Here is a 21,826-nt window from a genome sequence, read left to right on the forward strand (position 1 = left end):
ACTGGGCGATTGTACGGGGTTGGCATCGGCTCTACACTCATGAATCTTCAGCAGAAAATTAACTGTGATTTCGTGGATGTTGTCGACGAGGACGGTGATTCAATGAGACGTGACTATGGGTTCATCGAATTTTATCTGAATTCCGGTCAGGGCTGGAGCGTATCCGGGGGTGCCATCGAGCTGCACAGGCTGGCGGCCCGCAGCGATATGGCCAATCGGTGGCACGCTGCCATGCGCGACGAGTTTCCCCAATACCTTACATGGGATGAATTGCGCGACGAGTTTTTCAAGCTGCCAAATCCTCCCGCCCTTCAAATTATCGATCAAGGTGATTTTCTGGAGTACCGCGCATCTGCAACGAAGGTATCCGTCCTGGTCAGCAATGACCATGAGGAACGCGACGAATCGCTGGGGCATGGAGACGTATGGAGCGTCAGCCTCGGCTGACAGCAACGCCGTTGGCCCGTCGACCCGTCTGCTGGAGACGACTTGCCGCACCTCTGAGATGTGCTGTTGAAAGACATGGGCTGGTTCGGCTCGTAGAAACGCTAATGGGGCTGGCCGTGACGCTCGTTTGACGCTCCGGGCGTCTGCCGGCCTGCTCGGGGCAGCCGAAAACCCGTGCTGACCTGCGGTTATGTCTTTCCTTCTTAATGTGACGTGTTTCCGATGACGCATCATGTGGAGTGCGTGGCGATTCTGGAGCCGGCGGACAAGGGTGCCTGACCTGTGGTTTTGTTGCCTGGGTGGGCGCTCGACCTGTTTCCCTCCGTGTAGCGGATCGAGCGGACGGACTGCCCCTTGGAAGCGGCTTGACCTGCGGTTTCATGGTGGAAGCAACCATAGCGGCGACGATTTCAGGGCCTCGTTTCGGAGATTCTTGACGCTCGGTTGAGGCTTGCTCTGTGGCTCTGGCCCAGCCACATGGCTCGGGTCACTGGGTCGATCACGAGGCGATTTCGGTATCTCGGACCACGGCAGGCAGGTCAGTTCCCGCAGCCCTTGCTGTGCTTCGGGTCGGGCAGCCGGTGGGCCGTGTTGTGGGTGGCTTTCCGGGCGAACCATTGCGCTCACACGGAACGCCGCCGGACAGGAAAGCTCCCGGATCATCGTTCGTCCTGGTCAATAGGGACCATGAAGAACGCAACGGATGGCTGGGGCATGGAGACTCCGGGCACAGCTTGCTCTCCGCCCCCTTCTCTTACAGCCATCGCAGCCTGGTAGGCAGACGAGAGGCCGGCATCTCCTGGCAGCCGACCGATGCCGCCGCCGACGGTGCAGAGTACGCCCAGCACCACGGTCAGTCCGAGCATCATGGGCGTGGGTACCGCGCGAGTGCGCGGCCCTGGACCGCGGCGGTGGGTACGGTGCCCGAGTTTTCGCTCAGGAAGTACCGCGAGTCGTTGGAGTTCTCCCGGTTGTCGCCCAGGAGGAACATGCGGCCGGAGGGCAGCGTGACATCGAGGTCGGGGGTGCTCTGCCTGGCATCCGCGTGCTTCACATACGGCTCCCTGACCGTTCGGCCGTTGACGGTCAGGGAACCGTCCGCGAAGACGAGGCGAGCCAGCTTTGGATGTCGCGTTCGAGGGCCTGAACGGAGCGGTGGATGCCGCGCCGGAGTTTCTTCTGTGTGAACTCGGCGAACCACCGCTCCACCAGGTTCAGCCAGGACGATCCCGTCGGCGTGAAGTGCAGGTGGAACCGAGGGTGGGCCAGCAGCCACTGCTTGATCACGGGTGTCTTGTGGGTGGCGTAGTTGTCCAGGATCAGATGCACCTCGAAACGACAGATGCATTCACCGCTCAAGTCGCGACCCCCGCCCGCTGCTCCGGTCGCGCGGGCACCCGCCCGAAGGGGCGGCACAGGGGAAGTGCGGGCTTGCATAGACTGACTCCGGTCCGGGTCTGCCCGCAGTCCAGAGCAGTGGTTGCAAGCCGTACAGGGGGAGGCGTAGCGCTGTGGAACCACTTAGGGACGACGACCCGAAGTCGATCGGGGGCTTTGCGCTCGTTTGCCGGATCGGGGCCGGCGGTATGGGCCAAGTGTTTCTCGGCGAATCCGCGGCCGGTCATCAGGCCGCGGTGAAGGTCATCAAGGCCTCCGTGCTCGACGAGGACACCCGTGCCCGGTTCCTGTCCGAAGTGGACAGCATGCGCACCGTGTACGGGCCGTTCGTCGCGGGCTTCGTGGGCGCCGACGCGGCCGCGGAGCAGCCCTGGCTCGCCGTGGAATACGTCCCCGGCCCGGATCTGCGCACCTACGTCGCCGGGCACGGCCCCCTCCCTCTCGTCGAGACCGCCAGTCTCGGGGCGCTGCTGGCCGAGGGCCTCGGCACGGTTCACGATGCGGGGCTGCTCCACCGTGACCTGAAACCGCAGAACATCCTGCTGTCCGAGTACGGTCCCAAAGTGATCGACTTCGGCCTCGCCGTGCTCGCCGAGCGTCGCACCATGCTGACGGCGACCGGCTTCGTCGTCGGTAGCGTGTTGTGCATGCCGCCGGAACAGGCCCGGGGCGAGCACCAGCTGGACCGGCCGGCCGATGTCTACGCGCTGGGTGCGGTGCTGTTGTTCGCCGCGACCGGACACTACCCGTACGAAGGGCCGACCTGGCAGGCCGTCGCGCTGAAGATCGAGGACCCCGCGACGCCGCCCGACCTGACCGGCCTGCCCCCGGAACTGGAGGGCCTGGTCACGGACATGCTGGCGTCGGACCCTGCGGCCCGGCCGACGCTGCCTCAGGTCATCGAGAGGCTCGTGCAGGTTATCCATGGTCTGGGCCTGACCGCCCTCCAGGCCAAGCGCCGGCTCGCCGACCTGACCCCCGAGATCGTGGTTCCGCAACTGCCCCCACCCGCTTTCGAACCCGGTAGCGGAGACGCGGCCTACACGCCCACCGTCGTCGACGCGGCAGCGGCCGAGGACGACGAGGAGACCGGCGCACCGGAGCCGACCGGGGCCGAGCGGCTCGGCGTCGGTACAGAGCCCGGCGAAGAACCCGAAGACGCCGTCCCCGCTGTATCGACGGGGGCAGTCCCCGGGCGTGGCGGAGCCCTGCCCCGAGGCCGCGCGGCCACCGCCGTCCGCCCCGCGGCGCCTCTGCGGATCGCCGAGCGGATCCGTGCCGCCTATGCCCGGGAGGCACGCTTCTGAGTTGTGGCGTCGCCCCTCTCGGAAGTACGGCCGACCGCCCTTGCCCCACGTGACAGACTTGGCGTCGCTGGGCCGCATACGCAGGCGACGACGGAGGGACGACGGGTGACCGACCAGGGGGCGAAGCCGGGGGAGACCCGGTTCCCGCCGGGGGCGCAGATCCTCGTACGCGACGAGGAGTGGCTGGTCCGCAACGCCGCCCCGACCGATCACGACGGTGAGCGGATCGATGCGGTCGGCGTCTCGGAGTTCGTCCGCGACGAGGAGGCCGTCTTCTTCAGCGGGATCGATCGCGTGGAGCTGCTCGACCCGGAGAAGACCCGTCTGGTCCCCGACACGTCCTCGTACTTCCGGCGCAGCCGCCTCTTCCTCGAAGCGATTCTGCGCAAGACGCCGCTGCCCCAGTCCGAGCGGGGCCTCGCCCTGGCCGACCGCTTCCTGCTCGACCCGCTCGTCTACCAGCAGCGCCCCGCCGAGCTCGCCCTGTCCCTGCGCAACCTCCGGCCCCGGGTCCTGATCGCCGACGTCGTGGGCCTCGGCAAGACGCTCGAGATCGGCCTGACCCTCGCGGAACTCATCCGCCGCGGCCGGGGCGAGCGCCTCCTGATCGTGACCCCGCAGAGCATCCTGGAACAGTTCCAGCACGAGCTGTGGACCCGCTTCTCGATCCCGCTCGTGCGGCTCGACTCCCTCGGCATCCAGCGCATCCAGCGCGAGATCCCGGCCGGCCGGAACCCGTTCACGCACTACAAGCGCGTGATCATTTCCGTCGACACGCTCAAGAACATCGGCCAGTACCGGCACCACCTGGAGCGCATCCGCTGGGACGCGGTCGTCATCGACGAGTCGCACAACCTGATCAACCCCGGCAGTCAGCGGCGCGCCCTCGCCGAGATCCTCGCCCCGCGCACGGACGCCCTGCTGCTCGCCAGCGCCACCCCGCACAACGGCGACAAGCGCTCCTTCGCCGACCTGATCTCGCTCCTCGACCCGGCCGCCATCGCCGACCCCGACCACTACGACCCGGCCGAGGACCTCGGCCACCTCTACATCCGGCGGACCAAGATCAGCCCCGAGGTCCGGGACGAGATGGGCACCGAGTGGCCCGACCGGGGCCCCACCGTCTCCCTCCACTGCGCCGCCGGTGAGGCGGAGGAACGGATCTTCGCCGAGATCGCCGAGCACTGGCTCCCCGCCCCACAGGCGAGTGCGGAGTTCGGCACGGCCGAACAGGACCGCACCTCGGTCGCCACCGAGCAGCTCTTCGCCTACAACCTGCTCAAGACGTTCCTGTCCTCCCATGTCGCCCTCGGCGAGACGGTCGACAACCGTGTCGCCACGCTCGGCGAGCGGGTCCGCAAGGCCGGGGAGAAGGGGCTGCGGCCCGACCCGGCCATCGCCCCGGAGCAGGCTGCCCTGGCCCGGCTGCGGGAGATCGTCGCGGGCATGGGCGACGGCACCGCACCCGGTGACTCCGCCAAACTCGACGCGCTCGTGGAGCAGTTGAAGGACATCGGCGTGGGACCCCGGTCCGCGACCCGGGCCGTGGTCTTCTCCGAACGCGTCCGCACACTCACCTGGCTGGCCGAGGTCGTCCCGGCCCGCCTCGGCTTCCCGGTCGGGGCCGACGGCAGTGCGAAGGCCGTCACAGTCATGCACGGCGGCCTCAGCGACGACGAGCAGGCCAAGGTCCTGGAGGCGTTCGGCCTGGCCGACAACCCGGTCCGGCTGCTGTTCACCGGCGACGTCGCCTCCGAGGGCGTCAACCTGCACCGCCAGTGCCACCACCTGATCCACTACGACATCCCGTGGTCGCTGATCCGCATCGAGCAGCGAAACGGCCGTATCGACCGGTACGGGCAGAAGCACGAGCCCCAGTTCCGTGCCCTGATCCTCACCTCCGCGATCCCCGGTGCCAAGGACGACCGCACGGTCGCCGAGAAGCTGCTCCTCCGGGAGGAGGAGGCGCACAAGCTGGACGGGACGGCCGAGGCCGTGTCCGGTCTCTACCGGGCCGAGGAGGAGGAGCGCCGGCTCATCAGGGAACTGGTCCGCGGCGGCACGGTCGAGGACTTCCTGGAGTCCGCCCCGGCCGAGGACACCGCCCTCGCCGACCTCTTCGGCCAGGTGGGCACGATCACCGAGCAGGAACTGCCCGCACGCGCCGAGCTGATCTCCCTCTTCGAGGGGGACACGGCCGACTTCGTCGACACCGCTCTCGACGAGGTGTACGAGGACCGGGCCCAGGACCTGATCGGCCTGGCGTCCGGCACCGACGCCAAGGGCGGCGCGTACTTCTCGCTCTCCCCGGCCCTGGCCCCCGACCTGCTGCACCGCCTCAAGGCCCTGCCGCCCTCCTACCTGAAGGAGCAGCGCGTCGCCGAGCGGATGCTGGTCACCTTCGACCGCACCCTCGCGCAGCGCAAGCTCACCGAGGCCAGGGACAGCAGTACCACCATGTGGCCGGAGGTCTCCTTCCTCACCGACATCCACCCGGTGGTGGAGTGGCTGACGGACAAGGTCCTCGTCGAGTTCGGCCGGCAGGAGGCTCCGGTCATAACGACCCCTCACGTCGAGGGGCCCGTGTTCCTCGTCCAGGGCATCCACTCCAACGCTCTCGGCCGCCCCACCGTGGTGCGGTGGATGGCTGTGACCGGGCTCGGCGCCGACGGCACCGGGGCACCCGAGGTGCGCCCCATGGCGGACGCGCTGCGCGACGCGAAGGTCGGCCCGAGGCTCGCCCGCACCGGCGGTCCGCGCGACCCGGAGCGGCTCCAGGCCCTCGTGCCGGCCGCCGTCGCCGCAGCCCGCGCACACCTGGAGACGGGAAGGGCCGCCTGGGAGGAGCAGATCAGCGAGCCGCTCGCCACCTACCGCGCCCATGTCGCCCAGTGGCGTACGGACTCCCTGTTGCCCGGCATCACCGGCCGCCGCGAACGCCTCGTGGAGGAGACCGCCGACGAACTGGCCCGGCTGCTCGACCAGTTGCACACCACCGGCCGTCCGCTGCTGCGCGTCCTGGCCGTCCTCGACCGCCCTGGAGACCCGGACGCTCCCGGCGCCGGGGACGACGCGGGCCCGATGGCCGAGCCGTTCACCTCCGATCCTCACCCGTCCGACGCCCAGGCGGAGAACTGACGTGACGTACGACTCGCTGGTCAACCACGGCGACTACCTCTCGGCCCACTATCTCGCCGAAGTCCTTCCCAAGGACCTGAAGGCCAAGGACGGCCTCCTCGCCCGGTGGGCCGCCTTCGAGGAGGAGGAACGCCGTCGCCACGCCGACGCCGTCGCCGAGGTCAAGCGTCAGGCGATCGACCCCGCCTCCGTACCCCCGCGTGCCCGCACCCCCCGCGAGGGACTGCGCGCCCTGCGCGGCCCCTACTTCGCGGGCCGCGCCGCCCTCGCCGAGGACGCGGAAGCGCTCGCCGAACCCGATGCGCCTGAGCCCGAGGGCTGGCAGAAGCGGTGCACCGAAGTCCATCTGGACACTCTGCACGCCCTCGGTTACACCGCCGCCCACGAGCAGACCGTCACCGTCCACCGCGCCGACCACGAGTACACCGTCCAGGTCGCGCATGCCGAACCCGGCCTGTACGCCGTCTCCTGCGGCTGGACCACCGAGCCCGACGCCGCTCTCGACCCGGACGGCGCCGGCCGCCTGCTCCACCCCGTCGCCCTGGAGGCCTCGGCGACACTCGACGACGCCAAGGCCCTCACCGACTTCCTCTTCGCCTGCGACACACCCCCGCGCTATGTCCTGCTGCTCGTCGGCGGCGTCATCGTCCTCGCCGACCGCCTGGCCTGGCACGAGGGCCGCTACCTGGCCGCCGACCTCGATGCGGCGCTCAACCGCCGCGACGACCGCCACGGCGGCGAACTCGACACGGTGGCCGCGCTGTTCGGCGCCGACTCGCTGCGCGTCCCCGCCGAGGGCGGCACCGCGCCGCTCGCTGCCTTCCTCGACAAGTCCGGCAAGCACGCCGTCGGAGTCTCCACCGAACTGCGTGAGGGCCTGCGCCTGAGCGTCGAGTGGATCGCCAACGAAGTCCTGGACCGCCTGCGCGAACCGGAGAACGGCATCACCCCGGCCGAACTCGACGACCCGGCCCGCCTGGCCAAGGAGCTCAGCCGGGAGTCGCTGCGCTACCTGTACCGGATCCTGTTCCTGCTGTACGCCGAGGCCAGCCCCGCGCTCGGCATCCTCCCCTCCGACTACCCCGAGTACGAGCAGGGCTACGGCCTCCAGCGCCTCGGCGACCTCGTCCTGCGCGACCTCGTCGGCGAGCGCTCCCGGCGCGGCTTCCACCTGTACGAGTCGCTGGACCTGCTCTTCGACAAGGTCGAGAACGGCCACCGTCGTTACGGCACCGAACCCGAGGACCTGGCGGCCGAGGCCGCCGCCCGCGAGGCCACCGCGGCGGAGATCGAGGCGGCCAAGCTGCTCGCCGCCGGCACGATCACCCGGGCCGAGCACACCGAACGCGTCCGCGAGGCCGATCGCGCCCGCCGCGCCGCCGCCCGCAGCACCAGCGCGGGACTGCGCTTCGAGGCCCTGCGTTCCGAGCTGTTCACCAAGGAGGCCGTCCGTCTCATCTCGGACGACCAGATCGAGAACCCGGCGTACCGGGGAGGTGAGGGCGAGCGCCGCCGCCCGTTCCTGGACACCCGGCTGCGTAACGAGACTCTGCACAAGGTGCTGCGCCGCCTGATGCTCACCCAGGGCCGGGGCAGGGAGCGCGGAGGGTTCATCTCGTACGCCCAGCTCGGCATCAACCAGCTCGGCGCGGTGTACGAGGGCCTGATGTCGTACTCCGGTTTCATCGCCGAGGAGGAGTTGTACGAGGTCGCCAAGGGTGGCGACCCCTCGGGCGGCAGCTGGATGATCCCCGCCTCCCGCGTCCAGGACTACCAGGACGAGGTCTTCGTCCAGCGGACCAACGCCGAGACCGGCCGCCCGGAGCGGGTGGTCCACCCGAAGGACACGTTCGTCTACCGCCTGGCCGGCCGCGACCGCCAGACCTCCGCCTCGTACTACACGCCGAAGCCATTGACCGAGGTCACGGTCGAACTGGCCCTCAAGCACCGCCTGGACCAGCACGACACCACGACCCCGGCCAGGGAACTCCTGGAGTGGAAGATCTGCGAGCCGGCTCTCGGCTCGGGCGCGTTCCTCAACGAGGCGATCGACCAGGTGGCCGCCGAGTACCTGAGGCGGCGCGAACACGAGCTGGGCCGCCGCATCGACCCCGAACTGCGGCAGATCGAGCTCCAGAAGGCCAAGGCGTACATCGCCCTGCACAACGCGTACGGAGTCGACCTCAACGCCACGGCGGTGGAGCTGGCCGAGGTCTCCCTGTGGCTCAATTCCATGCATCCGGGCATGCGGGCCCCCTGGTTCGGCCTGCACCTGCGGCGCGGCAACTCGCTCATCGGCGCGGGCCGCAAGGTCTATGAGGCCGACGTCCTGACGGACGGCCAGTGGCTCGCGAAGAAGAACACCCTGCCGCCGACGGACCTGCCGTTCCGGGACGGCCCGCTGCCCGAGGGCGCGGTGCACCAGTTCCTGCTGCCCGCGATCGGGTGGGGCGCGGTCGCCGGAGAGCCGGAGGCCAAGAAGCTCGCGCAGGACGCGGCGAAGGCGCTCGGCAAGTGGCGCAAGGGCGTGCAGAAGGCCCCGAAGGGGCCGAAGCCGTTCCAGGAGCGCGGCGAGGAGACCCACGAGGCACGGCAGAAGCGCTACGACCGGTGGCAGAAGGCGGCGGACAAGACCGAGCTGGGCCGGCTGCAGGGCGTGGCCCGTCGCGCCGAGTTCCTGTGGTCCCTGGTCGCCACCCGCCTCGAACTCTCCGAGCGGACGATCGCCCGCCGCATCGACGTCTGGGGCGCGGACTGGCTGGAGCAGTCCTCGGAGTCGGTGGACAAACAGAAGGTCCTCGAGGACCTGACGCGCCACGGTACGCCGTACTGGCGGCTGAAGACCGTGATGGACGCGTGGTGCGCGCTGTGGTTCTGGCCGCTGGACAAGACCGGCGAACTCGACGGCACGGACCCGGTGTACGCGTCCGGTGGCGGCCTCGTACAGGAGGCGGCGGTACCGGGCCTGCTGGGCGGGCCGCGCACCGCTGCCGAGGCGGCGGGCCCGGCCCCGGGTGACAACCTGTGGCAGGCCACCGGGCTCTTCGACGACCCGGATGGTGAGCAACAGGAGCTGGGTGCGGACTCGGGCGCGGGACTGGCGACGGGGGCGAGGCGGGGCGCGTCGGGGCGCAGGGCGCGCGGCGGGCAGCCGGATCGGACGACTGTCCCGCTCCAGAGCTTCGGCGACTGGCTGGATTTCCTGGAGAAGGTCCTCGGGAAGGTCGACATGCCCGAGAACTCGTTGCTCTCGGGCATCGAGAACCTCAGTCCTGACGATGCGCTGGAGCTGTTGGCCGATGTGGAGGACCGCCTGGAGGGCTTCCTCGGCATGGAACCGGCGCAGCTGCTGCCGTTCCGCTACCCCTGGCTGAACACGGTCGAGGACATCGCCGGCACGACGGAGAAGGACATAAAGGCGGAGGACGGCCACGGCTTCTTCCACTGGGAGCTGCACTTCGCGCATGTGTTCCGGGGGCCGGGAGGCGGGTTCGACCTTCAGGTGGGGAATCCGCCTTGGGTGCGGCCTAAGTGGGAGGAGAACCCGGTTCTCGCCGAGTACGAACCGTGGTTCATGCTCACCGAGAAGCCGACCAAGGCGGAACGCATGCGGCGGCGTGACGAACTGCTGAAGTCGCGGCGCGCCCACGCGTATCTGCTCGCCGAACTCGCGTCGGCGAGTGGCATGAGCGAGATGCTGGGTTCCGGCCCGGTGTACCCCCTGCTTGCGGGAACCCAACCGGACCTGTACCGGGCCTTCATGTGCCAGACGTGGCAGCACACGGCGAACAACGGCTCCGTGGGCCTGGTCCACCCGGGGTCGCACTTCAGCGGTGACAGGGAAGGGCGGCTGCGCGAGGCCGCGTACACCAGGCTGCGGGTGCATGGTGACTTCGTGAATCAGGGCAACCGCTTCTTTCCGCCTCCTGTCGGCCATGCCAGTCACTTCGGGGTCCACATCTACGGCCAGGTGGGAGAGATCGGCTTCGACCATCTGTCTTGGCTCGTGTCCGTTGACGCGCTGCGACTGTCGGCCGAGGACGACGGAACGGCTCCCGACCCCGGGATCAAGTACGGCGCGAGCTGGGACGAACGCCCACACCGGAAGCGGATCGTCCGGGTGGACGAGGCGACGCTCGCCCGGTGGCAGAAGCTGACCGGTGACGAGACGCAGCCTGTCCGTCAGGCTCGGCTGCTGTCGCCGGTGAGTACGGCCGAGGCGCACGCGATCGAGGCGCTGGCGGACTACCCGCTGCGGCTTGCGGAGTACAAGCCGCAGATCAGCAGTGGTTACCACGAGAGCGGGGCCAAGGCAGCCGACCTCATCGACTACAACGTGGCGGACGGCACGGGCGCGGTCCGGCGGCCGGCCGACTGGTCCGAGGTGATCCTCAAAGGTCCGCAGATCGGCCTGGCCAACCCCATGTTCAAGCAGCCGAGCCAGGGCGGCGGCGAGATCCTGGGCCTCAATCCGATGACCCTGGCTGACGGCGCCGTGCCTGAGTCCGAGTACGTCTACGTCGCGAAGCCCGAGGTATACCGGGCTGCTCAGGACGTGTGGAGCGACGGCAGGACGCTGGAGCAGCTCAAGGCTTCCGAGCGCGAGGTGACCCGGGCGCGGAACGCCGCAGCCGGGCGCTTCCGGGTGGCACCGGCCGACGTCACGGACGAGCAGGTGGAGGCGGAGCTCCTGCGGCGGCTGCGGCGGCCATATACGGAGTTCTACCGGGTGGCGTGGCGCAAGATGATTGCGCCGGACACGGAGAGGGCGCTCTACACCGCCTTGTTGCCTACGGGGGCCGCGCACGTTGATGCCTTGCGCAGTGCGGCGCTGTCTGGCAACCGGAGCACTGCAATGCTGGCTGGCTTCTGGGCATCGCTTCCAGTGGACTATTTGCTACGCACGGTTCGTGTGAGGAACCTCGACGTGGCTCCGGCGAGGCGGCTGCCCGCGCCAACTGCCGAACATCCACTTGCCTCAGCCCTCTTGTTGCGCACCTTGCGCCTGAACTGCCTTACATCTGCCTACGCGGAGTTGTGGGCGGAGCTGTATGAGCCACTTTGGCCCGGCTACGAATCCTGGGCTGTGGAGTGGCCAGACATGCAGCCTCTTCACGAGGTCGGCCCAACATGGGAACGAGCTACTCCACTCCGTACCGAGCGGGCCCGCCGCGCCGCACTGGTGGAGATCGATGCACTTGCGTCCGTCTGGCTGGGCATCAGCGCAGATGCTCTCGTGGCTATGTATAAATCCAGATTCCCGATCATGCAGGAGTTCGACGCGGTCACATGGTTCGACGCCAGGGAGCGAAGGATCGCAGGCGCTAGGCACACATTCGGCTTTGGCCAGACCAAGGAGCACTACGAGCACCTCCTCGCCTTCCAGAAGAAGGAGCGGCCCGATCCCCCCGAGGGCTACACCGCCCCCTTCTACAAGGCCGACCGGGAGAAGGAGATGCGCGCGGCGCACGCGTACTTCTCCGCACGGCTGCAGGAAGCCATCGACAAGGGGAAGTGGACGCCGCCTGCCCGGTGAACGGCAGCGCCCCGCGCCGGACGGGTCCGGCGCGGGGCGTGAGGGTCAGCCCTGGGCGGCGTAGGAGACGAAGTTGTCCCACGCGGTGGGGGAGAGGGCGAGTTCGGGGCTCAGCTGGTCCTTGGAATCGCGGACGTGGATTGCCTGCGTCCCCTTCGCCACCTCGATGCAGGCGTCACCCTGCGAGCCGCTGTAGCTGCTCTTGAACCAGGCCAGTTCGGACGTGCTCATAGCGCTCCTCGCATTCGCTTCAGCAGGCCCAGGGAGTCCTCGGGGGTCAGGGCCTGTGAGCGCAGTTTCGCATACCGCTGCTGGAGCAGGCTGATCTCTTTCGCGCTGGCGATCAGCCGCCCGTTCTGCTGTCCCTCGGAATAGGCGAACCACCGGTTCTCCGGCGTCTCGGCCAGCATGATCGGTCCGTCCATCCCCGCGTGCGACGGCTGCCGCAGCGGCATCACCTGAAACTCGACGTTCCAGTTCCGCTCGATCAACTCCAGTAGCCGGTCGAACTGTTCCCGCGTCACCGCCTCCCCGCCCGTCCACCGCTCCAGCACCGCCTGCTCCACGATGAAGCTGAACGCCGTCGGTGGTTTCCGTGTCACCGCCAGCAGCTCCTGCCGTGCCAGCCGCGCCGCGATCCGCTGCTCCAGCTCCTCCGGGTCGGGGAGCGGCGGCACGTCCAGCGACACCGCTCGCGCGTATGCCTCCGTCTGCAACAGGCCCGGCACCACCCGGCATTCGTACGTGTACAGGCTGATCGCCGTCGTCTCCACCCGCGCCCACTGCCGGAACCAACTCGCCAGCCCCGCCTGCCGCGTCAGATGCGGCGCAGCCTTTCGTAGTGCCCCTGTGTTCCCGAGCATCGCCTCCGCGCGTTCCACGAAGTCGCGGTCCGGCATCCGTCGGCCCTGCTCGATCGAGGCGACGGTGTGCTTGGAGAAGCGCACCTGAGCGCCGAACTCCTCGCGGCTGAAGCCCGCGTGCTCCCGTAAAGCCTGGACGAACGCGCCGAACGTGCGCAGACTGTCCGACACCCCGGGCTCGGCGCCGGCTCCCGCACCCGTTCCTCCCGCCGCCGTTCCCGCAGCGCTGTCGTCCGTGTTCTCGTAGGCCACGGTTGGCCACCTTTCGCGCGCACCCACCCAGCCGTACCGCTTCTGACTCGGCTCCATCGTCACGCCGGGTGATGCGTACTGTCCACCGATTGTGTGCGTACGCTGACTCTGCGTACGTGCGGCGGGGGTGGTGAATTCCGGCGTTCGCCCCATGCGTGGGCGCCCGACAGCTTGCCCCGGCCCCGCCCGTCGAGGAGACGGCAGCTGTATTTCTGTTCAGACGGAAGCTCGCGGTGGCTCACCTTGACGGGGATGCCGGGCTTTGCGGGGACCCGGACGCCGACCCCGGAACTCGGCTCCCGAGTCTTCGGGTTCGAGCATCGCGCACCGTCCTGTCACTCGTTCGGGGGCCGGGAGAGATGTGCGGGCCGACGCTTGAGCTTCGGGGTTCGAGGGGCGGGTTTCGAGCGGTGTTCGTCATCCGGGAGGTAGGTAAAGGGATTTGGGGCAACCTCCCCTCCCTCCCCGCCCCGTCACGGCCAGCAAGTATGACTAAATGTGAGCGAGTTGCGGCGGAGAGTCGCGGCTGCTTACGGTGCCCTCAACGAAACGACCCCGACGCGGTGTTCGCAGCACCGGCCGGGGTCTCACCCAAGATCGATCACCAAGAAGGACGATCTCGTGGCTGTTCAGCACCCTAACTCCCCGCTGCCCGCCCCCGCAGCGTCACGCCCGTACCGCAAGGCCCGCACCGGCTACGGCAAGCAGTCCATCCCCGGCCAAGGCCAACCCGGCGTGGGCGACTTCGCCTTCCTGCCGGAGCGTGAGCGGTATGTCGCCGCGTACGTCGACCGCCTGCCCGACGGCGCCGCCATGGACATCAAATCCCTGGCCAAAGACCTTCCCCTGTACGGCCAGATGGCCATCGGTACCGCCCTGCGCGCACTCGCCGTGGCCGGGCACCTGCGCCGGGTGCGCTGCCGGGTGGAGGGGGACGGCCAGCACCGGTGGGTGACGCTCACCTACTGGTCACGCGCCGCCCACGACAACGAGTGGTGGGCCGCCCGGCTCGCAGACGGAGCCGCCGCGCCGGAGCACGCATCCGTCCCCGCCGCCGAGCCGGGGCCCGAACCGGTCGTACCCCGGCAGCGCACCGCGGAGTCGCCCCTGGACCGGCCGCTGGAAGCAGGCACCACGGCGCTCCCCGGCCCGAAACCGCCGGTACCCCTGGCGCCGGAATACGAGCCGGTCGCAGTCGCCCCTTCGGCTGCTGCGGCTCTTTCCCCCGCCTACCTCGCCCTGGCCGAACTCGGGCGCCGCGAAACCCGCTTGGCGCTCTCCGCCGCCGACTGCGCCGCCCTGGAGCCACTTGCCGCCGCCTGGTTCGCGCGCGGTGTCAGCGCCGACTACCTGACTTCGGCGCTCACCGCCGGGCTTCCCGAGCGGATCGGATCGCCCATCGGCCTGGTGCGCCGCCGCCTCACCGACAAGATGCCACCCCAACTGCCCGCGGCACCGGCACCGGCACCGGCATCGGGCCTGCCCGGCACTCCTGTGCGCAGTCTTCTGGTCGAGTGCGCCGAATGCGGTCGTCCCGGCCCGGCCGAGGCACTCCCGGACGGCCTCTGCCGCCCCTGCCGCCCCACGCACCAGTCACCGGTATCACCCGAAGGCGCAATCCCGTACGAGGCCGAACGCGACGTTTCGGCCCTCGTGGCCAGCCTCCGCAGTCTGATGCGCACTCCCTGAGCTGTCCACGCGCCGGCTACGTACGCACCTGGGGCAGCACCGATGCCGAGAGCCCTGACGATCGGCGATGGAGGTGAGGCGCAGGACGACGCTCAGTGCACCGAGGGTCAGCCGACTGCTCGGACGCTGTCGGTGTGTCGTGCGTGTCGTGTGCGTCGTGGATGTCGCGTACCGACCCGGGCCACTCCGTCGGGGGCGGGCCGAATGCGCGGCGGCTGGCCTTCACGGCCAGAGCGGCGACGGCAGCGTTCGCGCCACCACCGATCACAGCGCCGATACCGAACGGTGCCACCCGACCCAGCACGATGATCCCCTGCTTGGTCCCGTACTTCGTGATGAAGTTCCTCCCCAGGACCTTGTTGATCTGGCGCAACGTCTCGACAGGCACCTTGGCTACGGGTCCGTGACGGACCTCAAGTGGGCGGACATCGACCAGAGCCAGGATATCTTCCAGCGGGCACTGGAAGCAGTGGACGCCGGCGTCCTGGCGATCATCAGGCCCCTCTTGGAGGGCGTCTACCGCATGGGCAAGGCTGCCGAGATCATGCCGTTGCCCGATTATCTGGGTCTGGACAACATGTCCGTTGCCTGGGTGTACGCGAGCACGACCGTCACCACCACGGACGGAAACCTCAGCAGTGCTCTGCACAACTACACCGATCGGTCCAACGGCGAGTGGACCGCGGCAATGCGGCAATTCTGTAGCGCTGTCTGGGGCACGAGCGCATGGGGCAAGAGCCGCGAGGGCTATGAGTGGAAACACGACTCGGCGCAGCCCGTTCAGGCCGGTAGCCACCCAGTCATGGACGTGATGGTCAAGACCTGTGACGTCGTGAGTGATGCTCTGGGCGCCTGGGCGGTCGCCGCGCAGGATGTGCGAGAGGACCTTCGCAGGCTCTACTACGAAGCCGTCATCAAGGCCCTGCCGCACATCGACACAAGTGACGGTCTGGGTATGAAAGACCTCAAGAGCTTCGGCAAGGGACTCCTCAACATAGGGAAGGGTTTTGCGGAAGATTTCGCTCTTGAGGTCGACGAAGAGGCGATGAACGCGGCAGTCGAGGCATACAACAACCGCGTGCACCGGCAGGTCGTAGAGCTCAACAAACTGCACGAAGCTCTGGATGAGGCATACAACAGCGCCCCCACGTTCCGGGCCGAGTCGGCGCGGGCGGAGTCTTTCGGCGCCCGAGCTCTGATCGATTTCAAGGGTAATCCGCTTTACACTGTTCCAGGAGACAGTGAAGCGAACCATCAGTACCCAATCGACCTCGCGAACCAGGAGGGTGTCCACGGAAGTCATGTAATTGACAAGCATGTGAGTAAGACCGATATGCAGCTTGCGATGCGGTTGAGGGACCAGCCCACCATTGATGCATCATCCAGTTTTGTCGACCTGCCCCAAGCGCAGAAGACCACGCAAGCCGTCATGGAGTATTTTGGGCCACCAAGTAATTCAGGTCAGCCCAATGCCGGAGTGAACAATGCTGCAAAGATATCGGCCTGGCTGTCCCGACCTCGTAGGGACACTTCGATACTGAGGCTGGACCCCGTGGAGTTTCAGCACGTGACGGGTCGTACGGTCGAGGCTTCGAACCCCTCGGCTCAGCACGCCTTGGATACGCACAGCGCCACAGTGGTGTTGAAATACAAGAATGGACTTGTCCCGCCGTACGTCGTATACACATCGATGCCCTCTCTTCCCTGATTCTCATGGCCGACGGATCGAACGGACTTGCTAATGAATGCCATGAATGGGCCTATCGACTTTCCTCCTGACTGGTTCGATGCTCGCCAGACGTTCGTGCATCTCTCAGTGCCCGGTGACGGTGATTGGCACGAGACTGTGATCACTGCCATGCGTAGCTGCCCCGCACTCCAGTCCGTCAACCGTGAGGACATGGAGTCGAGTCTTGCTGAGGTGTCACGCGAAAATGCGCTAGACCTGTCGAAATTCATCGCGTTCGGATCGCTTCTCCGAGGGCCGCTTCCAGCTTTGGTGGACGCGGACGGAAAACGGGACAGTCTTCTAGCTCGAATGTTGGACCAGCTAGGTGGCGACGCCCGTTTCTGGACGAACCATGGAGGTGCTGAAGACGGGCAAGAATCCGGCTTCCTTTCTTCTTCTTTTCATGTGAACGTGCTTGCGGAAGCAACTATTGATCTCTGTCTCATCGGCGTCTCGCCAAGGGCGGTTCTCGTGCTCTGGAGATTCGAAGACGATTGACAGTCGGCTCGCGGGTAACCTGGACCCAACTCGTCACGCTCACTTCTCTTGACGATGAACGATCCGGTAGGAAGATCTTGGGACCGGGGCGACACCGCCGCGCGTGACGTGACCAATGTGTGGGCCGTTCTGAGGCCTAACCCGGGGAGTAATCCGCCGTTCGTCGTTCTTACTTCTGTGCCCACCGACAAGACCCAGCACCCGTAGTGCGCACTTTTGGAAAACTGGGGTACGGCCCGTGAATCAGATTGATGACGCCTTGTGGAACCGTTCCTTGCGGGCCCTTTTCGGGGAAGGCATGTTCGCGGCTGTGGGCGCGCGGCGGCGCGATGACTGGCGACTGGACGCCCTCGACGTCATGCAGTTGCGGACGGGCGATCCGCGTGGCTGGTCGAAGCTTGCCATGGCACCAGGAGGGGACGATTACGGCACTGGCCCGGGAAACCCGTTCAGTGCTGTCACGCCAGGCGACTTCAATGCTGTTTTCCCTGTGTCCAGGAGGGGCGCCGAACAAATCATGGTCACTCTCCAGGGTGAGTGGTTCCAAGTGGAAGACATTCCGGATTTTGATGCGCGAGAGGCTGAACTGACTTCTCACGCGAGAGTGATTCTGGAAAGGTTTGGAGGAGAAGCGCTGTTCTTTACCAATGTGGTAACGGCGCGCGAGGATCCCCATGCCGACATGTTCGGTCGAGAGGGTGTCTATGAGGGCTTCACCAGCCACGTAATGGATTGTGGTGTAATCGCTGTCTCCGCCACGGAAGTCGGCATCTTCTGGGGCTTCACGATTGACTGAGGATTTCCCGTGCGTATCCGTTCCGCCACCTACCCAGACCGCGCGACCGCGCAATGGTGTACCCAGCAGGTCGTCACGCGCAACGAGCAGGCCGTACATCGCTGGCTGGCCCAGGGCACGCGGCCGAGGCTCACCATCGAGGCCGCCTGGCCATCCCGTGAGGAGCCCGTCGGGCGCGTGTTGCTGCAGGCGATGATGCTCGCCGGTCGCGAGCCCGTCGATGTGCGGGCCGCGCGGGTGACGCTGAGGCGCGAAGCGTCGAGTCCGCACGGTTTCGTCGTGCATGCCACCTACCCGATCTACCTCTGAAGGTGCCGCAGTGTCCATGAAGCCGCTTGAGTTCGACCGCAGGTACGGCGAACTCGACGTCGTCGTCGCAGCCTTCGTCGGACAGGAACCCGACAGTCCGGAAGCAGACACAGCGCCGCCGGCTCTTCAGGCGTACCTCCGGCACACCTGGCACACCAGGCCCTGGGCCCTCTCTGTCGCCGAACAGCAACTCCGGGAGTACGCACGGAATCCGCCGGGCCGCCTGCGGCTGCGCCTCGGCGAGTTCTATTCGGTACCTGATCTCGGGCTGCCCGAGTCCCGGACACAGAGCTGGCTGTCCGAGATGGCCGACCACATCAAGCGCAGCATCGAGTCCGGCGAAGTGCCTCCGCCGACCACGCCCCAGACGCATTGGGAGTGGCACGCCCGCTTCGGCGAGCTGGGGCAGTTCCTCGGCGGCTGGTTCTCGCAGGACATGCCCGACGAATTCGGCGACCATGATGCCGCAGTCCGCGACTACAGGGAAACGGCCGATCCCCAGCTGACCGCCCGGCTGGTCGGCGAGATCCACGAACTGCTGGCCCTGCGGCTGGAGGATCACGAGTACGCCGTCGGCGTGGGCGAGCTCGGCATGGAGGTTGAGCCGCCGGCCCCGTTCTCGATCGAAAGCTGGCTCCAGACGGTGGCGGAGCACCTCGCGACGGCCGGGCCCGACTACGGAAAGTGAACAGCCTCGCCGGACCTCCTGCCGAAGGCGGCTTTCCCTCAAGTACCGCCCGCGGTGCGTGCGCGTACGCCGGTACGGCGTACGCGCGCCGCCGCTGGTGAAGGGTGCTGAGCGCCGCCATCGTGGGCGCATGACTGCACCGTCCACCCCTGCAACCGGTCAAGCGCTCCTCACCGTAGGTGTGTTCGTCCAGCGCTTCAGCTCCACCCCGCGTGGCGCGCGCCTCGCCCGCCGGCTCGTACTGCACCAGCTCGACGCCTGGGGCGTGCCGCACGGCAGCGAGGCGTCCGAGACCGCCGCCCTGCTCGTCGCAGAGCTCGCCGCCAACGCCGTCACGCACGGCCGCGTCCCCGGCCGGGACTTCGAGGTCACCGCCGAGATCCTCGGCCGGACCCTGCGTATCGCGGTCTCCGACACCCGGGGCGAACTCCGGCCTCCTGCCCCGGGCGCGCTACGCCCCCCGATGCCGCCGCTGGCGGAGACCGGCCGGGGACTGCTGCTGGTGGAGGCGCTCGCCGACCGGTGGGGCGTTCTCGACCGTGTGCCCGTCGGCAAGACGGTCGTGGCCGAGCTGGACCTGCCGCGCTGACGGTGCCGGACGTTGCCCGCCGGCCCCGGACGGTCGCGCTGACAGGCCGTAAGTCCCGTCTATAGGCTGAGACGGGAACGGCATCGGGCGGCGACGGAGGGCTACGGGGACCATGACGGACCTGGAGGACAGTGCCGACGGCCGGGGTTCCGGGCGGAACAGGTCGGCGGATTCGAGGGGGTACGCCGGAGCGGAGGACATCGACGAGCCGGACGCGCTCTTCCTGCCGCTCGGGGCGCCCCTGGAAATCGGGTCCGACGGCCGACCGACCGGCGTGGAGCTGGAGCTGCCCGCCGATGAGGAGGGCGGGGACTACAGCGACGCCGACGGCATCTCCGCCCCGTTCCGGCCCGACAGCATCAAGATCCATACGGAGACCACCACCGTGGATCTGCTGCTGTCCCGGCTGAGGGAGGGCATGATCGACCTCGCGCCGGACTTCCAGCGCCGGGCGGGTATCTGGAGCGATCGTTCGCAGAGCCGGCTGATCGAGTCGCTGCTGCTGCGCATCCCGATCTCCAACTTCCACATGGCCCAGGACGACGAGGACAAGTGGGCCGTGGTGGACGGCGTCCAGCGGCTCACTGCCATCGCCCGGTTCATGGAGCCCAAGGTCACGGACCTCGACCCGCTGGCCCTCCGGGACCTGGACTACCTCTGGAGATTCAACGGCAGCACGTACCAGGACCTGACCGGACGGCTGAAGATCCGGTTGCGTGAAACCCAGCTCACCGTCCACATCATGCAGCAGGGCACCCCGGAGGCCGTCAAGTACAACGTGTTCTCCCGGATCAACACGGGCGGTATGCCGCTGAAACCGCAGGAGCTGCGGCACGCGCTGGTACGGGGTCCTGTCCGGGGGTTCCTCGCCGACCTGGCCGAGGACCCGGCATTCGGTGAAGCCACCCGGTGGACCGTGTCCGACGAACGGATGGCCGACCGGGAGATGGTGCTGCGCTTCCTCGCGTTCCGCCTCACCAATCCGGCCGAGCACACCGAGAAGGACTTCGACCAGTTCCTCATCAACGCGATGTACAAGGTCAACGGCCTTGCCGCGGACCGGCGGGAGCAGCTGGCGCGAGAGTTCCGGGTGGCTATGCGGTGCGCGGGGGAGCTGTTCGGTGAGCACGCCTTCCGCAAGTGGCGTGGGGGGCCGCGGAGTTCCCCCGCCATCAACAAGGCACTGTTCGAGACGATCTCCGTCCATCTCGCGCTACTGGACGATCACGAGCGGGACAGACTGGTAGCGTCTCGGGCGACGGTGCACAGCAAGTTCTTCGAGCTCATGGAGGACTGGGACTTCGACCGGTCGATCTCCATCGGCACCGGGGATCCGGCGAAGATCCGCACACGATTTCAGCACGTGGCACGGCTGTTCCGGGGGGTAGCTGAGCAGTGATCGACCGTCTGACGCTCCACAACTACAAGGCGTTCCGCGACGCGGCGCTTCCGCTCGGCCCGCTCACGCTCCTCACCGGGCTCAACTCGTCCGGCAAGAGCAGTGTTCTCCAGGCCATCGCCCTACTGCGCCAGTCGTACGACGCGGGCGATCTCGCGGTCTCCGATCACCTGCCCGAAGCACGACGGGCGGGAATGACGGTCAGTGTCGCGAACCAGGGTTTTCTGCTCAACGGCGAACTCGTGGGTCTCGGCACCGGAGAGGACGTACTGCACGAGGACTTCACGGAGGACGAGGCCCGGATCGCCCTCGCAGTCGACGAAGGGCCGTACCACTACGGCTGGACCGTCGAGTACGACCCCGAGCAGAACCTGCTGCCTCTGCTCGATGCGGACCTGCCGCTCACCTCGGAGGGACCCGACGCCCCGACCGGTTCGGAGGGCGTGTCCCCGTCGTTCTTCACCGCGCCCTTCCAGTACCTGCACGCCGACCGGATCTCGCCCGCCGAGTTCTACCCACGCGACCATCACGCGGCCATCGGCCGTGGCTTCCTCGGAGTCCGCGGTGAACACACCGTCAACTTCCTTCGCGACCAGGCACGGAACCCCGTCCCCGAGGGCCCGCTGCGCCACCGCCGCGCCGCATCCGACCTCCTGCTCGACCAGGCCGCCGCCTGGATGGGTGAGTTGTGCCCCGGCGTGGACATCCAGGCCGACGCCATCGAGGGCGCCGACGCCGTACGCCTCTCGTACGGGTTCCAGGGCACACTCGGCGCCACCCGGCGCCGCCGTCCCAGCAACGTCGGCTTCGGCCTCACCTATGTCCTGCCGATCGTGGTGGCCTGCCTGACCGCCCGCCCCGGCTCCCTGGTCCTCCTGGAGAACCCGGAGGCGCACCTGCACCCCCAGGGGCAGACCCGGATGGCCGCGCTGGCCGCCGGGGCCGCCGCGCAGGGCGCGCAGGTGATCATGGAGACCCATAGCGACCACGTCATCAACGGCGTGCGGCTCGCCGTCAAGCGGGGGCGGCTCACCCCATCGCAGGTGGTGCTGCACTACTTCCGCGGTGACGGCACCGGCGTGGACTTCGTCAGCCCGCAGGTCGACACGGACGGGATGCTCGACCGGTGGCCCGAGGGCTTCTTCGACGAACTGGAGAACACGCTCGACCAGCTCATCGGCTGACACC

General features: G+C 67.9%; 16 protein-coding genes and 1 pseudogene. 13 read left to right on the top strand and 4 right to left on the bottom strand.

Going from position 1 to position 21,826, the window contains the following annotated elements; genetic code table 11:
* Positions 1–39 precede the first annotated feature (39 nt).
* On the top strand, positions 40–447 hold the full coding sequence (locus ACF1B9_RS22520; RefSeq protein WP_391795934.1) for a hypothetical protein: 408 nt from the start codon (positions 40–42) through the stop codon (positions 445–447).
* Between the two features lie 865 nt (positions 448–1,312).
* Here ACF1B9_RS22520 and ACF1B9_RS22525 read toward each other — a convergent pair.
* Together ACF1B9_RS22525 and ACF1B9_RS22530 are read right to left on the bottom strand one after the other, a co-directional pair.
* Positions 1,313–1,501 carry a S26 family signal peptidase gene (locus ACF1B9_RS22525; protein WP_391743283.1) on the bottom strand — a complete coding sequence of 63 codons (189 nt, stop codon included), beginning with the start codon at positions 1,499–1,501 and terminating at the stop codon, positions 1,313–1,315.
* A 59-nt stretch (positions 1,502–1,560) separates the two neighbouring features.
* Positions 1,561–1,779: pseudogene (locus ACF1B9_RS22530) on the bottom strand (transposase); the annotation flags it as partial.
* A 254-nt stretch (positions 1,780–2,033) separates the two neighbouring features.
* On the opposite strand from ACF1B9_RS22530, the gene ACF1B9_RS22535 reads away from it, so the two are divergent.
* From ACF1B9_RS22535 to ACF1B9_RS22545, 3 genes are all read left to right on the top strand, one after another.
* Positions 2,034–3,152, top strand: a complete 1,119-nt coding sequence (locus ACF1B9_RS22535) for a serine/threonine-protein kinase (RefSeq protein WP_391743285.1) — start codon at positions 2,034–2,036, stop codon at positions 3,150–3,152.
* A 105-nt stretch (positions 3,153–3,257) separates the two neighbouring features.
* Positions 3,258–6,290 (top strand): SNF2-related protein, encoded by a 3,033-nt coding sequence (locus tag ACF1B9_RS22540; RefSeq protein WP_391743287.1) that lies wholly within the window; start codon positions 3,258–3,260, stop codon positions 6,288–6,290.
* Position 6,291: 1 nt separating this feature from the next.
* Positions 6,292–11,826, top strand: coding sequence for a DNA methyltransferase (locus ACF1B9_RS22545; RefSeq protein ID WP_391743288.1), 5,535 nt, complete (start codon positions 6,292–6,294; stop codon positions 11,824–11,826).
* Positions 11,827–11,871: 45 nt separating this feature from the next.
* Here the strand turns inward: ACF1B9_RS22545 and ACF1B9_RS22550 are convergent, their stop codons facing one another.
* Complete coding sequence (locus tag ACF1B9_RS22550; protein ID WP_391743290.1) at positions 11,872–12,057, bottom strand: DUF397 domain-containing protein; 186 nt, start codon at positions 12,055–12,057, stop codon at positions 11,872–11,874.
* Positions 12,054–12,941: a Scr1 family TA system antitoxin-like transcriptional regulator gene (locus ACF1B9_RS22555; protein ID WP_391743291.1), complete on the bottom strand. Its 888-nt coding sequence runs from the start codon at positions 12,939–12,941 to the stop codon at positions 12,054–12,056. Before ACF1B9_RS22555 ends, ACF1B9_RS22550 begins: the two co-directional genes overlap by 4 nt.
* A gap of 621 nt (positions 12,942–13,562) precedes the next feature.
* Here ACF1B9_RS22555 and ACF1B9_RS22560 point away from each other — a divergent pair.
* From ACF1B9_RS22560 to ACF1B9_RS22600, 9 genes are all read left to right on the top strand, one after another.
* A complete protein-coding gene (locus ACF1B9_RS22560; RefSeq protein ID WP_391743292.1) occupies positions 13,563–14,630 on the top strand; it encodes a MarR family transcriptional regulator in 1,068 nt (355 codons plus the stop codon).
* Positions 14,631–14,787: 157 nt separating this feature from the next.
* Positions 14,788–16,338 carry an RNase A-like domain-containing protein gene (locus tag ACF1B9_RS22565; protein WP_391743293.1) on the top strand — a complete coding sequence of 517 codons (1,551 nt, stop codon included), beginning with the start codon at positions 14,788–14,790 and terminating at the stop codon, positions 16,336–16,338.
* A 33-nt stretch (positions 16,339–16,371) separates the two neighbouring features.
* On the top strand, positions 16,372–16,857 hold the full coding sequence (locus ACF1B9_RS22570) for a hypothetical protein (RefSeq protein WP_391743294.1): 486 nt from the start codon (positions 16,372–16,374) through the stop codon (positions 16,855–16,857).
* 238 nt (positions 16,858–17,095) lie between these two features.
* Positions 17,096–17,653 carry a hypothetical protein gene (locus tag ACF1B9_RS22575; protein WP_391743295.1) on the top strand — a complete coding sequence of 186 codons (558 nt, stop codon included), beginning with the start codon at positions 17,096–17,098 and terminating at the stop codon, positions 17,651–17,653.
* A gap of 9 nt (positions 17,654–17,662) precedes the next feature.
* Positions 17,663–17,962: an RNase A-like domain-containing protein gene (locus tag ACF1B9_RS22580; RefSeq protein ID WP_391743296.1), complete on the top strand. Its 300-nt coding sequence runs from the start codon at positions 17,663–17,665 to the stop codon at positions 17,960–17,962.
* A gap of 10 nt (positions 17,963–17,972) precedes the next feature.
* A complete protein-coding gene (locus ACF1B9_RS22585) occupies positions 17,973–18,650 on the top strand; it encodes a contact-dependent growth inhibition system immunity protein (protein ID WP_391743297.1) in 678 nt (225 codons plus the stop codon).
* A 130-nt stretch (positions 18,651–18,780) separates the two neighbouring features.
* Positions 18,781–19,239 (top strand): ATP-binding protein, encoded by a 459-nt coding sequence (locus ACF1B9_RS22590; RefSeq protein WP_391743298.1) that lies wholly within the window; start codon positions 18,781–18,783, stop codon positions 19,237–19,239.
* A gap of 112 nt (positions 19,240–19,351) precedes the next feature.
* Complete coding sequence (locus ACF1B9_RS22595; RefSeq protein ID WP_391743299.1) at positions 19,352–20,638, top strand: DUF262 domain-containing protein; 1,287 nt, start codon at positions 19,352–19,354, stop codon at positions 20,636–20,638.
* Positions 20,635–21,822: a DUF3696 domain-containing protein gene (locus ACF1B9_RS22600; RefSeq protein ID WP_391743300.1), complete on the top strand. Its 1,188-nt coding sequence runs from the start codon at positions 20,635–20,637 to the stop codon at positions 21,820–21,822. Before ACF1B9_RS22595 ends, ACF1B9_RS22600 begins: the two co-directional genes overlap by 4 nt.
* The last annotated feature ends 4 nt before the right edge of the window (positions 21,823–21,826 follow it).

The sequence above is a fragment of the Streptomyces sp. NPDC014727 genome (genome assembly GCF_043083485.1).
In the GTDB taxonomy this organism is placed as follows: Bacteria; Actinomycetota; Actinomycetes; order Streptomycetales; family Streptomycetaceae; genus Streptomyces.

Bases quoted from the DNA above. Each gene is read 5' to 3' on its own strand.
- ACF1B9_RS22590 (WP_391743298.1), top strand. From the start codon at position 18,781: ATGACTGCACCGTCCACCCCTGCAACCGGTCAAGCGCTCCTCACCGTA.
- ACF1B9_RS22535 (WP_391743285.1), top strand. From the start codon at position 2,034: ATGGGCCAAGTGTTTCTCGGCGAATCCGCGGCCGGTCATCAGGCCGCG.
- ACF1B9_RS22570 (WP_391743294.1), top strand. From the start codon at position 16,372: ATGAATGCCATGAATGGGCCTATCGACTTTCCTCCTGACTGGTTCGAT.
- ACF1B9_RS22520 (WP_391795934.1), top strand. From the start codon at position 40: ATGAATCTTCAGCAGAAAATTAACTGTGATTTCGTGGATGTTGTCGAC.
- ACF1B9_RS22595 (WP_391743299.1), top strand. From the start codon at position 19,352: ATGACGGACCTGGAGGACAGTGCCGACGGCCGGGGTTCCGGGCGGAAC.
- ACF1B9_RS22550 (WP_391743290.1), bottom strand. From the start codon at position 12,057: ATGAGCACGTCCGAACTGGCCTGGTTCAAGAGCAGCTACAGCGGCTCG.